Raw genomic sequence first — 15,233 nt, 5'->3', positions numbered from 1 at the left:
CGGTTTATTTGTGGTGTATTTTCTTTGAAAAATCGTAAGCGTCTCTATACAGTCATCATCAGCATTATCGTTTTAATAGGGTTTTTAGCGACAAGTCTCATCGGGTATTTTGTTGCCAGAACGTCTATTTCACAGCGTCTTCAACAGGAGATGCTGCCGCTGACCAGCGATAATATTTACTCTGAAATTCAGCGAGACTTACTCCATCCACTTGTCATCTCATCACTGATGGCAAATGATGTTTTTGTGTTTGATTGGGTAAATGATGGTGAAAAAGAGCCAGAAAAAATGGAAAGCTACCTTAGTCAAATTCAGAAAAAATACAATACAATTACAGCGTTTTTTGTCTCTAATAAAACAAAAAATTATTACCATCCATCGGGGGTGCTGAAACAGGTCTCTGAAGATAACAAAGCTGATGCCTGGTACTTTCAAGCAAAGAATTCTAATCAACCCTATCAAATCAATATTGATCGTGATACAGCAGAACCCAGCCGTCTGAGTATTTTTGTTAACTATCGTGTAATTGATAAAAAGGGTAATTTTATTGGTGTGATTGGCGTTGGTTTATCGCTACTTGTCGTGGAAGAGTTGATTGAAAATTATCAGCAGCGCTATGGTCGCGAAATTTATTTTATTGACCGGCAGGGACAAGTCATGTTGCAAAGCAGTAAGTACAGCAAAGAACTGCACATACAAAATAAAGAAGGGCTCGATAAAGTATTTTTACGTATTTTGACTACGCCCAGCTCATCTTTTTCATTTGACACGATCAATGGCAGTACCATTTACCTGAACAGTCGTTTAGTTCCTGAGTTTGATTGGTATTTGATTGTTGAGCAGGTAAATGATCCGGCTACTGAAAAAGTGGAAAACGCTCTGATTATCAACATTCTGGTGTCGTCTGCGATCAGTCTTGTAGTGTTGTTCATACTGCATCTTGCTTCTCGTGGTTACCAGGGACGTCTGGAAACGATGGCAACAAAAGATAAACTGACAGGCGCGACGAATCGACAAATGTTTGATTCTTTCTTTACACAGGCTGTGGCGAGATCTAAGCGACGTAATGAATCATTATCGGTTGTTTTGATTGATATCGATCACTTTAAACAGGTTAACGACAATTATGGTCATCAATATGGTGATTATGTATTAACGACAGTGGCTGGCATTATGAATCAGCATATCCGTGAAGAAGATGTTTTATGTCGATGGGGAGGCGAAGAGTTTTTATTGATGCTACAGGACTGCAGTAAAAATGAGGCCATCAGGGTAGTGAATAATCTTCGTGAAGCGATAGCAATTCATCATTTTGATTATACTGGTAAAAAGCTTCAAATTACGGTTAGTGCAGGTGTGGCCGAGTACCAGCAATCAGAAGCAATGAACCAGCTGATTGCTCGGGCTGACATATCCCTCTATCAGGCCAAAAATGATGGACGCAACTGTGTTCGTTAATAAGTGAGATTGCTGATGCTAAACAAATATCGCTATACATTTCTGATGCTGTTTATTTGTTTAGGATTGGCTTGCTTTCCCGTTACACTGTCTACTGACCATCAAATCAAACAGATGATGGCAGTGACACTTAGTGTATATGCCATCGCTCGTGGTTTAAATGGGGTGATATCGGTAGCTCAGGGTACAGAAGTTTCTATTGAACCTATGGGGGTGGGATTGACTCTTGCACCAGGACAAATTCTGGACCCATTGAATGATCTAATAGAGCAGTTTTCCACTATTTTATTAACCGCCTCAGCCTCATTAGGTATTCAGCAGATAATTTTGTTTCTATCTGATCAATGGGGTTTCCGGGTCGGAATCATCGTGTTGGTGTTGATTGCAGCAATAGCAACATTGTCATCGATGGTGGGGGTTAAACAAAAACGCATTTTATTAAAAACGGTGTTGTTTTTATCTGTTCTACGCTTATTGATTCCAGTGTCTGTTATGTTCAGCGGTACACTTCAGGGATTAATGCAGTCACAAAGAGATGAGGCTGTCATGGTATTGCAGACTACTCAGAATGAGGTAGAGACTTTAACGAATCGTGAGCAAGAACAACCTAAAGGCTGGTTTGATAGCTTAAAAGGTAAATTGGATATTGAATCAAAGCTTCAGCAAATAAGACAGCAAGCAGATCGTGCTGTCCATGCAGCCGTGTATCTACTTGCTGAATTTGTTTTATTGATGTTATTGATGCCGTTGTTAACGCTTTGGCTATTATCTAAACTGACAAAAGCGTTAATTAAATAAGAGTTTAAAGCACTTTCTCTGCTGCTTCTTCACGCTTATTAAGACTGTTAGTTAATTCGTTAAGCGTGCTCAGCAGCTCAAAAAACTCAGACGATGAAAGATCTGTTTTACAAGCGACTTTAGTTTGAACCTCTGCAATGAGTGGCTCTAGCTGCTTAGCTTTATCTGTTAGAAATAAACGAACAACTCGTTCATCTTCATCGGTGCGAACTTTTTCCACCAACTCTGCTGATTGAAGACGTTTAATTATGGGTGATAATGTGCCAGAGTCTAATTTGAGTTGTCGCATAACATCCTTGATAGCGATACCATCTTTTTCCCATAATACGACCAGAACAAGGTATTGGGGATAAGTCAGGTCATAGTCGTTCAACAAGCTGCGATAAAAACGTGTGATGCTATTGGTAGCAGTGTACAAAGCAAAACACAGCTGATTATCGAGTCTCAAGTTATCAAAATTTGACATTCGTTGATTCCTTAATTTTTTTGCTTATTACCTTTGCTACGATGCAATAGAGGTACATTCGCAGTACGGTTAAAGTGTTGTTTATTGTTTTATCAATTGCGTCAATTATAGAGTGTAACTCGAGTAACGCAAATCGGATTTATTCTCAGTTCTGTTGTCTCTAATGACGCTCGAAAAAGTGAATAAATGATAATAAACGATATATAGTATCTTAGACTAATTATATTAATCTGAGTTTCGGAAGATTGATACGAATTTGCGACTTGATCTCATCAACATTGGGGCGAAAAACCAGTGGGAATACTTCGTGTTGAGCATCAGCTGAGATAAATGGCTTTATCTCATAGCCTTCGAAAAAAAGTTCGGCTCTGGCCTGACAGACTTTTTTTATGCCGTCATTGAAGGATTTATTATTGCTTGCTAACACTTCAGAATTTGTCAGCGTCCAGTTTAACGTTAGCCAGTGCTGGTAACAACTTTCAGCTAATTTTTCTGCAGGCTTGGTAAAATTCGCTTCGCTATGTAGTTGCCCATCTTCAGCAAAGGTTTGATTCAATAGGATAACCGTAATGACGATCAAGGGAGCAATGATAGCTGTATATTTCATAAATACCTCCCAAAAAAAGCGATTCAGTGATTAGATAATCCATAGCAAAATAGTAACACTAAAATGCTTGCGCGCAAGCATTTTGGTGTTGGAAATGTTATTGATGTTTAGTTATTGATAATTTTAATTTCACGTTGTGGGAACGGAATTTCTATATTGTTCTGTCTGAGAGTATCCCAGATCATCAATAGTAAATCTGCACCGACCCGGTTAGGTCCATCATCAATCCCTTCCATCCAGAACTCAACCAGAATATCGATACCTGAGTCAGCAAAGCCTTTTATTTCGGCATCTGGTCTTTCTTCCAGTGGGATATCATCACCGCTGATAACTTGAGGATGGCTGGCGACTATGCCACGAACGAGATCAAACAACAGGTGGAGATCCGTCTTATAGGCAACTTGGAATTCTAAAGAGTAGCGTTGCTTGATGTTTTTATGTGTCCAGTTAGTAAAGCTAGTAGTGATGAATTGCTCATTTGGCACCATAATATCTTTACCATCATAGGTTTCCAGTGTAGTTGATCGCATATTAAGTTCACGGATAGTGCCACGACGACCATCTTCCATTTCAACAAAATCACCTACACTAAGTGAGCGATCCAAAAGAAGGATGATTCCGGAAATAAAATTTGATGCTATGGCCTGTAATCCAAAGCCAAGTCCGACACCAAGCGCACCACCAAACACAGCAAGCGCCGTCAGATTAATTCCCATTATTTGAAGTAGTAACAGGAAAACCACAAAGAATAGAGCCACCTGAAACAGTTTGGCGAAGACCTCTCTTGTGCCTATATCCAGATCATGCTGGTTTCGAATGATCTGTTGACCAGCATTATTGGAAAGGCGTCCTAACCAGAATAGGACTGAACCAAAAATCAGTACCCTGGCAACACCATAGGCTGAGATTTCAAAGTTACCAATTTGTAATGAGATGGTTTCGAGATAAGCCACTACCTCATCTAACCAGCCGAATATGTGTAACACGGCAATGGGTAAAATAAACCAGAGCGCTAGCTTTCTAAAAAGTTGTTTTTCTACAAATCGCGTAATGATGGTATAGAGCATAAAGATGACCGCTAAACTCAAGCTAAGCTTAACTAACCAAGCCTGACCAACAACAGCCATGCTGATATCGTTGGCTACTGATAGTGAGAGCACCAGCATAAGCGGCAAGATCAATTCTCTCAGCCTATAAATTCCTTGCCTCAATTGGAGAATAGGACCTTCGGTAGGCATTTGTCTGAGTAGTGGTGACAGATTGCGTAAAAATCGATTAATCGATAACCCGATGAGTATTGCCAATACAATCAAGCCGATTTGTGAATAGAATTTTGGACTGCTTAACCAGTGCATTAGCTGGGTTAAGAATTGCTCTATGACTGTTTGATAATGCTCGATATCCATGTGATGCCTTTGTTAATTATCTCGGACACAATGTATTTGACTGCTTTTAATAAGGCAAATTTAGATGCTGAACTTTACTCGTTTATATCAGTCAGCAAAGTGAATAATTCACTCTAGGAATACCACATGAATAGCCCATTTACACTGAAACATCGAGTCGTCTTTATCACCGGAGCAAACAGAGGTATTGGCAAAGCTATTGCTGAAACATTACTCAATTATGGTGTAGAGAAAGTCTATCTTGCTGTTAGAGACCTCAGCACAGTAGCTGATTTAGAAACACGGTTTATTGACCGAGTAACGCCTATATTTCTCGATCTCAACGAACCTAATTCTATTTTTGCTGCTGCCGCCAATGCACAAGACGTAGACTTAGTTATTAATAATGCTGGGATTTTGAATGGCTCAAATCCTCTGGCCATGTCAGCTATTGATTCACTGCAACACGAGTTTGATATTAATGTGTTTGGATTAGTCAGAATGGCTCAGGCGTTCGCCCCATTGCTTAAGCAAAATGGTGGCGGTGCATTCGTGCAACTAAATTCAATTGCGTCTTTGAGAAGTGTTCCCGAGTTTGCGACTTATGCCGCTTCAAAAGCGGCGGCCTATTCATTAACTCAAGCCATAAGACATGAATTGAGTAAGCAAAAAACGGTTGTATTAAGTGTACATCCTGGTCCTGTGGCTACTGATATGGCAAAGTCAATAGGACTAGTAGATGCTGAACCTGCAACTGTTGTTGCTGAGGCTATTATCAATGCTTTAGAGGTGGGTGAACCTCATGTGTTTCCAGATAGTAAAGCACAACAACTTTGGGCTGAGTACGAGAGTTTTGCCAGAAATGTGATTGAGACTATCTAAAGAGCAGGCAAAAAAAAAGCCTCGTAAAAACGAGGCTTTTCTTCTTTTCTGTAAACAAATGTCTTACAGAGCAGTAATGTTTTCTGCTTGAGGGCCTTTAGCACCTTGAGTTACAGTGAACTCAACACGTTGACCTTCATTCAGGGTTCTGAAACCGTCACCTTTGATTTGGCTGAAATGAGCAAAAACGTCTGGGCCAGACTCTTGTTCAATAAAACCAAAACCTTTAGCTTCGTTAAACCATTTAACAGTACCAGTAGTTGTAGACATAAATAATCCTAATTTCTTAATAAATAATTGAAGTCCCAAATTGAGACTTTTTGGTATAGCTGGAAGTGTGCAGAGTACTTATTAACAAACAGGACGAGCTACTGATGGTAATGCTTCGAAATGAAAAATAAATATTCAGATCAACTTTCAAGCTATGTTCAATGTATAGACAATATAGGGCCGTGTCAAAAATATTTTCATCTGTCAAGATAATAAGCGGATACTGATCATTCTAACGGCAAAGCAAAAGACACGGTCATAACTGTCACTTGTAGTTTATGCTCCGGTGTATGACAGAATGATGAAAATGTTGAGCTTAATTCAGGGAATATCCTTCAACACTGGCTCGTGTGCTATTATCAATTGACGTAGAAGCTGTAAGTTGATGTATTAACTTGATTTTTATAGGGACGAAGCTTGACTTTACATGTTTCGCTTTAAGGAGTTGACTCCCAGTAATGGAAAACCTTTTTTCCAAATACACAAAAAAGCACCCATCATCAGCATGGGTCGCATTATTTTTGTGGTTTATTCTTAGTGTCTCTGCCTGCTATCTTTCTTTCTCTTTCTTCCATAATCAAGCAATACAACGTTTTACTTATGAATCACGCGATCTTGCCAATGCGATTTCAGAACGGATGCATGATTATGCCTTAGCACTTCAAAGTGCCAAGGCATTGTTTGATGCAAGTGATGAAGTGACAAGGAATGATTGGAGACATTTTGCTGATACGATTCAGCTACAAATATATTTTCCTGGGATTCAAGCGCTTGGCTATTGTGAGATAGTGCCTTCAGAGTCCTTTTCGGAACATATTCAAATGATACGTTCACAAGGTATTCCAAACTACAGTATCAAAACTCAGGGGCAGCATAAACAATATAGTCCTATCGTATATATAGAACCTTTTGACTGGCGCAATAAACTTGCCTTAGGTTTTGATCTGTTATCCGAGCCTGCGCATCGAAGAGCCATGGAGTTAGCAGTAGATATTAATCAGGCCGTAACTACCGGAAGAGTGACTGTGGCGCATCAGACAAATCAAGCTGCTCAGTTTGGTTTTCAAATGTATATACCTATTTATCAGCAGAATAAAACGCTGAGTACTCTAGCGGATCGTAAACAAGCATTGAAAGGGTTCGTATTCGGCAGTTTTAGAGTCGATGATCTGATGCAGGGTATTTTAGGCCTGGGACAGAAGCAACTTGGTTTTGAAATCTATGATGTGGGTGAGAATGATGGTGGATTACTTTATAGCAATTCAGCAAGTCAACAGTCATTTCTTTCGGTGGATGCTAACTACAGAGGATTCAAGCATACGTACGATTTAAATGTGGCTGGTAGGCCATGGCAGCTTGTTGTGTATAGCCACGTTGGCTTTCAGACTTTATCAGAACGTTTTCTTCCTATTTTTATTGCTATCATCCTCACCCTTTTCGGTGGATTTCTTTTCTATTTCATCTCTTTTTTATCAAGAGAGCGTGGTTATGCTCAACGAGAAGCTGTTAAAGCAAATCAGCAAAAGAAAACACTAATGCAACACTTAGAGCTAGCTGCTAATGCTGCTAATCTGGGACTGATGGAGTGGGATCTAAATACTGATAAAGTCTATCTGGATAAAAGAATGCTTTCTATTTATGGATTAGAGCCGGATAAATTTCATGGAACATATTCAGAATGGCAGCAGATCCTACATGAAGATGATCGTGAGCGTGTATTGCTGGCATTAGCCAAGGCTGCTCAATTTGAAGAAAGGTTTGAGCTCGTATTTAAAATCGTTGTAAATAATCATATTCGTCATATTCACTCCAGCTTTTCAGTGGAACGGGATGCATTGGATAATCCACTAAGTATGATTGGATTCTCGGCTGATGTGACAGAGCGGCATGATGTTGATCTGCAATTACGTGAAAAAATCTGGCGTTTAGAAAATCTGTTAGAAGGTGCTAGGTTGGGTAGTTGGGAGTGGAATATTCAAACAGGTGATGCCATATACAACGAGCGCTGGTCAGAGATGATTGGTTATAAATTATCCGAGTTAATGCCTACCACGATTGATACCTGGAGAAATTTCTGCCATCCAGATGATAGTCTTGCTGTAGAAGAAGAGTTACAACGGCACTTTAAAGGTGAGACAGATTATTTTGAAATGACAACACGCATGCGTCATCGAAATGGTTCGTGGAGATATATCTTCAGCAGAGGAAAGTTATTTTCCAGAACGGATGAAGGTTTGCCTCTTCTGATGTTTGGTACGCATCAGGATATCACTGAGTAATTTACGCTATTAATTGACTTTCTTAGCATCATTACTCCCCATACAAGGGTATTGAATGATTGCATTACGGTTTCCTATGTTGAGCATAAAGTGTGTATTTGTCTTGGCGCTGGTTTTTTTACTGACTTCGTGTGATCCATTCAGTCAACCAGAATCAATGATGGATGAATATCTGGTTCGGCTCGCCAGAGTATTAGAGCAAGATCTGCCTGCTCCAGCAGCACCAGTGTTAACAAAGTTACCTGACAAAAAAGAAAGAACACTGAGCATTCCAGAGATAGATGTAAACATGCTGGAATTTTTATCTTTTTATGGATGTGAGTTACAGGTTGTAGTGGCTGAACGCAACTCAATTTTAGGTCGTGTGATGCTACCTATAAACCGTCTCCGTTATGAGGTGCGGTTTATAGAGTCTGCCAAACAATGCCTGGCGACTACTGATGATAAAAAAACAACTCATATTCTTCAGCAAGCCATAGCAAAGAAAAGTGCTGTATTACCGGCCGTTTTCTGGAATGCAATATGGTCGACAGAAGAAATAGAGCAGTTGATGACGTATTCAAAAGGTTATTTACCCGTTGATGCGAACTCGATTAATACAATAAGAACGGGACTGCAGGCTCTGGTGGATATAAAAAAACAGATAGATAATAAAAAATTCGACATCAATCTGGATCATTTAGGAACGATACAACAGCAATGGCTATATTCACATGTTGCAGGGAAGCTGTTAAAAAGTGCCCAGTTGTTGACGCTTAGGTTAAATGAGGCAACACGCATTATCGATAAAAGGCTGATACAAAAACCTCTTTGTTATAAGCAGCGAGTTACTCCTCAAGCCGAGATCCTACGTTCATTCTTCTTCAATATTTATATCGCAAAAGTCCAACCATATCTGGCGAGCGTGAGTCAGCAGGGGGAATCTATTTTCCCTCTACTGGATAAGTTGGCTGTTCTACAGGGTGAGAGTAAGGCATCTGATGAATTCCAACACTATCAACGGACGTATCTTGATACTCAGTCAAGCTCCGGCATCTGGCAAAAGTTACAGACAGCAATTCAGTTGCACACTAAATCCTGGCAGCACTTGCTGAAACAGTGTGGCATGCAGCCAGGCGTTAATTCATAATGCCTCTGCCATAACGGTATTTTTCCCCGCGTGTTTGGCAGCGTAAAGTAATTTATCTGCTTTATTTAGTGCGACTAAGATATTGGTCTCATCATCTTTGAGTTCATAAGCACCAATGCTGACCGTAATACTGATGTCGTTCCCTCCAGTGTAGTAAAAAATGGCGGCCACTTTTTTACGTAAACGTTCAGCTAACAACATGGCTTGTTTCAGTGTCGTTTCAGGAAGTAAAACAGCAAACTCTTCACCACCAATACGTCCAAAAACGTCGTAAGGTCTTTTTGCCGCCTGAATCGAATGACTAAATAATTTAAGGACTTCATCACCCACTTCATGTCCAAAGGCATCGTTGATAACTTTGAAGTCATCAATATCCATCATCAACAGACAAGTATTATGGTTACTTCTCATTGTACGTTGTAACTCTTTATTACTTTCGTGTATGAAGGCTCTTCTGTTCCAGATCCCGGTCAAGTCATCGGTATTAGCGAGGTATTGCAAATTATTTGAAAGGACTTCTAATTGCTGATTTTTCTCAAGCAATTCTAAATTAGACTCCACAATGTTTTTGATTTGAAGCATGAGTTGCTGTTGCTTCTCAGAATAAGAAACAGCCTCTGTGTTCAGAATGCAAATGGTGCCAAAAGCATCTCCGTTAGGCCATCGAAGCGGGAAGCCGAGATAATTAATCAGTCCCATCTCAATTTCAGGTGCGTTTACCCACTTTTCATCTAACAATGCATTTGGAATAAGTATCGGATTATCGTCGTTTATGACAGATTCACAATAGCTTCCAGTGCCGTTTTCAACAATCTCGCCTATGTCAAATGGATTACCTTGATCGTCATTTTTGACATATACGCTAAAGTGAGCTGTTTGATACCTCATAATTAAAGCGATGGGTACATCCATGATCACGGATAGAATATCCATAATAGTTTGCCATTGATTTAATAAATCAGAGGAGATGTGTGGATGTTTAGAGAGTTTACTTGTCACATTCAATCCTTGTGTCAATAGCTAAAGACTACATCAACTTATCACTCAAAGCATAGTCAATTTTATGATTTTTATTGATAAAATTCACTTACAAACATAAATCATTCTCATTTACATTGAAATTTATTCAATGTAAGATTCAGTAAAATTTAACAGGATTAATAAATGAGAATGAAATCAACTTGTGTGATGATGGCACTGATAATGGGTGGTATGCAGGTGTCGTTAGCAGATGAAGAAACGTCAAATACCAGCACTCTAGAATTAGATACCTTATCGGTTACAGCAAGTGCTGATGCCAGTGCTGAAGGACTCTCTCCAGCCTTTGCTGGTGGACAAGTCGCTGAAGGTGGGAGAGCAGGGATATTAGGCACGAAAGATAATTTAGATACACCATTCAGTATAACCAGTTATACCAATGAATTTATTCAGGATAGACAAGCACAAAGTGTTGGGGATGTTTTACGATATGACCCGACTGTGCAAGTGACACGTGGTTTCGGAAATTTTCAGGAAGCCTATATGATTCGTGGTTTCACGACTTCATCTGATGCGGTTGCTTATAACGGACTCTATAATCTCCTGCCTAGACAATATATCGCGACAGAATTATTTGAGCGAGTAGAAGTACTTCGTGGCGCATCGGCATTTCTAACAGGTGCCAATCCTTTAGGTGGTGCTATTGGCGGTTCAATCAATCTTTTACCTAAACGTGCTCCTAACTATGATCTGAACCGCGTTACACTTGGTGCGTCTATGAATGATAAACGCAATATCTCAGCAGACATAGCACGGCGCTTTGGTGACAATGATGAATTTGGTGTCAGGGTCAATGCCGCACATCATAACGGTGGAACGTCAATCGATGATGAGCAAGCCGAATTAAACTTATTCAATATTGGGTTGGATTATCAAGGTGAACGTTTAAGACTCTCTGCTGATATCGGATATCAAAATAATCAATTAGATCAGACAAGGACTAATGTAAGACTTTCAGGTGTAAACAGTGTGCCTTCAGAACCTGATGCGAGCAAAAATTGGGCTCAACCATGGTCTTACTCAAACGAGGAAGATAAGTTTGGGACATTTAGAGCCGAATATGACCTAACTGATGAAGTCACTGCATGGGCTGCCTATGGTATGCGACGCTCTGAAGAAGAAAACTCACTGGCAAACTTTACTTTGACTAATGCTAATACAGGTGCTGGTACATTTTATCGATTCGACAACGCCCGTGAAGACCGGGTTGATACAGGTGAAATGGGATTGAGAGGGGATTTTGATACAGGTCTTGTTGGCCATGACTGGGTCGTAGCCTATTCATACTTTCAGTTAGAAACCAAAAATGGGTTCACATATGATGTTTCAGGAACCCGAACAAATACCAATATTTATCAACCTCAGTATGTTTCCAAACCAGCATTTACTTCCACTGCCGTTTCAGGAAACAATTTTGACTCTCCATCCTTAAATACGCGTACCAAATTTAACAGTTTTGCCATTGGTGATACATTATCTTTTATGGATGACAAACTACAAGTAACTATTGGGGCTCGTCATCAGGCAATAAAAGTGGATAATTACGCCGTGAACACAGGTGTTAGAACTTCATATGAAGATAGCAAAATAACACCCGCTCTAGGAGCCGTATACAAGTTAACTGACCAAGTCTCAGTATATACAAACTATATTGAGAGTTTGGTAGCTGGTGATAGTGCACCTTCCACAGCACTGAATTTTGGTGAAGCATTATCACCTTATGTGTCAGAACAAAGAGAAGTCGGGTTGAAATATGAAACGGAGAAATTCGGAACGGGATTAGCCTATTTCACCACCGATGAACCAAGAACGCTTACAGGCGATGACAACATTTTTCGCGAATCAGGGGAAAATGAACACCAAGGTGTTGAGCTTACTTTATACGGTAAGGCTACAGATAATTTGAAATTACTGGGTGGCCTTACATGGCTTGATGCTAAACAAAAAGGCACGGGTAATGCTACTACAGAAGGTAAGCGCGCGATTGGTGTAGCGGAGTGGATGGCTGTTATGGGAGCCGAATGGGAAGTGCCAGAAATAAAAGGGTTGGCTCTGGATGGACAAATTCACTACGTCAGCTCACGCTATGCCAATGCAACTAACACCCTAAAACTAGATGATTGGACAACGGTTGGTATTGGTGCTCGTTACCTAATTAATATGGGTAATCAAGACCTGACTCTGAGAGCGCGAGTTGATAATCTATTTGATCGTGATTACTGGAGCTCAGCAAATGATAGCGGACAAATCACACTCGGTGCCCCAAGAACTGTTTCTATCAGTGCAACGGTAGATTTCTATTAATGTAACTATGTATGAGCCCCTGCTGAGCAGCAGGGGCTCAACTTTGTCATGCTTTCTTGATCCCCATCAATTTTAATCGCTATTCCCCTTTATGACGCCTCGCAATAAGAGTAGGCTGATAGACACTATCATTTTTATCAAATGTCAGCTTGAGTAAGTCAAACCATTGTCATCTTACTTAGCTAGTCTGCACTGATATATAAAGCAAGGAGTACTCTATGAATAGCACATTGTCTGCTACACCTCTTGATGCAAACGACCTGACTAACATTGATGCTTACTGGCGAGCCTGCAACTACCTTGCTGCTGGCATGATTTATCTGCAAGACAACCCTCTACTGCGTGAACCACTTAAACCCGAACATATTAAAAATCGATTATTGGGGCATTGGGGGGCCAGTCCCGCATTAAGTTTTACTTATGTTCACCTGAATAGATTGATTAATAAATACGATCTGGATGCGATTTTTCTGGCTGGTCCTGGTCATGGTGCACCAGGTGTATTGGCCCCAGTCTATCTCGAAGGAACTTATGCAGAGGTTTATCCTAATAAAAGTGAAGACATTGACGGCCTCAAACACTTTTTTAAATCATTTTCTTTTCCAGGTGGCATCGGCAGTCACTGCACCCCTGAAACGCCAGGCTCGATTCATGAAGGGGGAGAGCTCGGCTATAGTGTTTCTCATGCGTTTGGGGCGGCTTATGACAACCCGAATTTAGTTGTAGCGGTGATGGTCGGTGATGGTGAATCAGAAACCGGCCCATTAGCAACCTCTTGGCATTCAAATAAATTTCTCAATCCCAAAACAGATGGCGCTGTTTTACCCATTCTCAATTTAAATGGTTACAAAATAAATAATCCGACAATTTTGTCTCGTATTTCACATGAAGAAATAGAGCAGTTATTCCGTGGTTATGGTTGGACACCACATTTTGTCGAAGGCGATGATCCTGAAGTGATGCATCAAACCATGGCAAAAGTGATGGAAGAGTGCATTGTAGACATTCGTGAAACACAACAACGTATCAGAGCATCTGGTAGTGATGAGAGACCACGCTGGCCGATGATCATTTTACGTACACCCAAAGGCTGGACTGGGCCAAAAGAGGTCGATGGTCACAAAGTGGAAGGTTTCTGGCGTGCTCACCAAGTGCCTCTGGGCGGTGTGAAAGACAACCCTGAACATCTTGCTCAGTTGGAAAGCTGGCTCAGAAGTTATGAGCCTGAAAAACTATTTACGGAAGCTGGACAACTGCAACCAGAATTAAAAGCACTGGCACCAAAAGGTAATAAACGGATGAGTGCCAGCCTGCATGCCAACGGTGGCTTACTCAGAAAATCACTTAAGATGCCTGATTTTCGTGATTATGCTGTTTCCATCGAAAAACCAGGTCAGTGTCTGGTGGAAAATACCCGGCCTTTAGGTCAGTTCCTTCGCGATATCATGAAGAAAAATATGTCTAATTTTCGGGTTTTCGGTCCAGATGAGAACAGCTCGAATAAGCTGGATAATATCTATGAAGTGAGTAAAAAAACATGGATGGCCGACTTGTTACCAGAAGATCAGGATGGTGGAGAATTGGCTCGCGATGGTCGCGTCATGGAAATGTTATCCGAACATACGCTGGAAGGTTGGCTGGAAGGCTATTTGTTAACCGGGCGACACGGCTTTTTTGCCAGTTATGAAGCCTTTATTCATGTGATTGATTCCATGTTTAATCAGCATGCAAAATGGCTGGATATCTGTAACAACGTGTCGTGGCGAGCACCAATATCCTCTCTCAATTTATTGATTACCTCTACAGTATGGCGCCAGGATCATAATGGCTTTACTCACCAGGATCCCGGTTTTTTAGACTTAGTCCTAAACAAGAGCCCAAAAGTCTGTCGTATATATCTGCCACCTGATGTGAATACCTTATTATCTGTTGCTGACCATTGTCTGAAAGCCAAAAATTACGTGAATGTGATTGTGGCCGACAAACAAAAACATTTCCAGTACCTTGATGTCGATGAGGCTGTGAAACACTGCACGAAAGGCGTCGGCATTTGGGAGTGGGCAAGTTCAGATGACGGTTTTGAACCCGATGCTGTTGTCGTGGGGTGTGGTGATATTCCAACCCAAGAGGCTTTGGCTGCTATCGATCTGATTCATCAGTACTTTGATGATCTGAAGATTCGGTTCATTAACGTCGTCGATTTATTCAAACTCATCTCGGATAGTGAGCATCCGCACGGTCTGAGTGATAAAGACTTTGATAGCTTATTCACTAAAGATAAACCGGTAATATTTAACTTCCATGGCTATCCATGGTTGATTCATCGCTTGATTTATCGTCGGACTAACCATACTAATTTCCACGTTCATGGCTATAACGAAAAAGGCAATATCAATACACCACTGGAGTTAGCCATTCGTAATCAGATTGATCGGTTTACGATCGCCATGGACATCATTGATAGAGTAGACCGTTTGCAAGGCATAGGTGCCCATGCCAAACAGCAATTACGCGATCATCAGATAAGCTGTAGTTTATATGCCTATGAGTATGGCGTTGATAAGCCTGAATTCGGTGATTGGAAGTGGGGTGATATGTCTGCGATAAAAGAATAAGG

At 40.6% G+C, this 15,233-nt stretch carries 12 protein-coding genes; 7 read left to right on the top strand and 5 right to left on the bottom strand.

Annotated features, from left to right (window positions below; translation table 11 throughout):
- The first annotated feature begins 24 nt into the window (after positions 1-24).
- Both MAMP_RS07055 and MAMP_RS07050 read left to right on the top strand, forming a co-directional pair.
- Positions 25-1,458: a sensor domain-containing diguanylate cyclase gene (locus MAMP_RS07055; protein WP_007145328.1), complete on the top strand. Its 1,434-nt coding sequence runs from the start codon at positions 25-27 to the stop codon at positions 1,456-1,458.
- Between the two features lie 15 nt (positions 1,459-1,473).
- Entirely contained in the window at positions 1,474-2,256 is a 783-nt protein-coding gene (locus tag MAMP_RS07050; RefSeq protein WP_007145327.1) for a hypothetical protein, read from the top strand.
- A gap of 4 nt (positions 2,257-2,260) precedes the next feature.
- Here the strand turns inward: MAMP_RS07050 and MAMP_RS07045 are convergent, their stop codons facing one another.
- The 3 genes from MAMP_RS07045 to MAMP_RS07035 form a co-directional block, all read right to left on the bottom strand.
- Entirely contained in the window at positions 2,261-2,722 is a 462-nt protein-coding gene (locus MAMP_RS07045) for a MarR family winged helix-turn-helix transcriptional regulator (RefSeq protein ID WP_007145326.1), read from the bottom strand.
- Between the two features lie 220 nt (positions 2,723-2,942).
- The gene (locus MAMP_RS07040; protein WP_007145325.1) at positions 2,943-3,329 is read right to left on the bottom strand and encodes a hypothetical protein; all 387 of its coding nucleotides are present in this window, start codon (positions 3,327-3,329) and stop codon (positions 2,943-2,945) included.
- A 107-nt stretch (positions 3,330-3,436) separates the two neighbouring features.
- Positions 3,437-4,735 carry a mechanosensitive ion channel family protein gene (locus MAMP_RS07035; protein ID WP_007145323.1) on the bottom strand — a complete coding sequence of 433 codons (1,299 nt, stop codon included), beginning with the start codon at positions 4,733-4,735 and terminating at the stop codon, positions 3,437-3,439.
- A 126-nt stretch (positions 4,736-4,861) separates the two neighbouring features.
- Between MAMP_RS07035 and MAMP_RS07030 the strand changes: the two genes are divergently transcribed.
- Positions 4,862-5,596 carry an SDR family oxidoreductase gene (locus MAMP_RS07030; protein WP_007145322.1) on the top strand — a complete coding sequence of 245 codons (735 nt, stop codon included), beginning with the start codon at positions 4,862-4,864 and terminating at the stop codon, positions 5,594-5,596.
- Positions 5,597-5,659: 63 nt separating this feature from the next.
- Here the strand turns inward: MAMP_RS07030 and MAMP_RS07025 are convergent, their stop codons facing one another.
- Complete coding sequence (locus tag MAMP_RS07025; protein ID WP_007145321.1) at positions 5,660-5,866, bottom strand: cold-shock protein; 207 nt, start codon at positions 5,864-5,866, stop codon at positions 5,660-5,662.
- A 458-nt stretch (positions 5,867-6,324) separates the two neighbouring features.
- On the opposite strand from MAMP_RS07025, the gene MAMP_RS07020 reads away from it, so the two are divergent.
- Together MAMP_RS07020 and MAMP_RS07015 are read left to right on the top strand one after the other, a co-directional pair.
- Positions 6,325-8,145, top strand: coding sequence for a CHASE domain-containing protein (locus MAMP_RS07020; protein ID WP_007145320.1), 1,821 nt, complete (start codon positions 6,325-6,327; stop codon positions 8,143-8,145).
- 55 nt (positions 8,146-8,200) lie between these two features.
- A complete protein-coding gene (locus MAMP_RS07015; protein WP_007145319.1) occupies positions 8,201-9,274 on the top strand; it encodes a DUF3080 domain-containing protein in 1,074 nt (357 codons plus the stop codon).
- Here MAMP_RS07015 and MAMP_RS07010 read toward each other — a convergent pair.
- Entirely contained in the window at positions 9,269-10,273 is a 1,005-nt protein-coding gene (locus MAMP_RS07010) for a GGDEF domain-containing protein (protein WP_007145318.1), read from the bottom strand. The two genes, MAMP_RS07015 and MAMP_RS07010, sit on opposite strands and share 6 nt — an antisense overlap.
- Before the next feature lie 165 nt (positions 10,274-10,438).
- Between MAMP_RS07010 and MAMP_RS07005 the strand changes: the two genes are divergently transcribed.
- Positions 10,439-12,616 carry a TonB-dependent receptor gene (locus tag MAMP_RS07005; protein WP_007145317.1) on the top strand — a complete coding sequence of 726 codons (2,178 nt, stop codon included), beginning with the start codon at positions 10,439-10,441 and terminating at the stop codon, positions 12,614-12,616.
- Positions 12,617-12,834: 218 nt separating this feature from the next.
- On the top strand, positions 12,835-15,231 hold the full coding sequence (locus tag MAMP_RS07000; RefSeq protein ID WP_007145316.1) for a phosphoketolase family protein: 2,397 nt from the start codon (positions 12,835-12,837) through the stop codon (positions 15,229-15,231).
- Positions 15,232-15,233 lie beyond the last annotated feature (2 nt).

Source organism: Methylophaga thalassica MP, assembly GCF_000214595.1.
Taxonomy (GTDB): domain Bacteria; phylum Pseudomonadota; class Gammaproteobacteria; order Nitrosococcales; family Methylophagaceae; genus Methylophaga; species Methylophaga thalassica.
The sequence above is the reverse complement of the archived record's forward strand: the minus strand, read 5'-3'. Positions and strand labels throughout refer to the sequence as shown.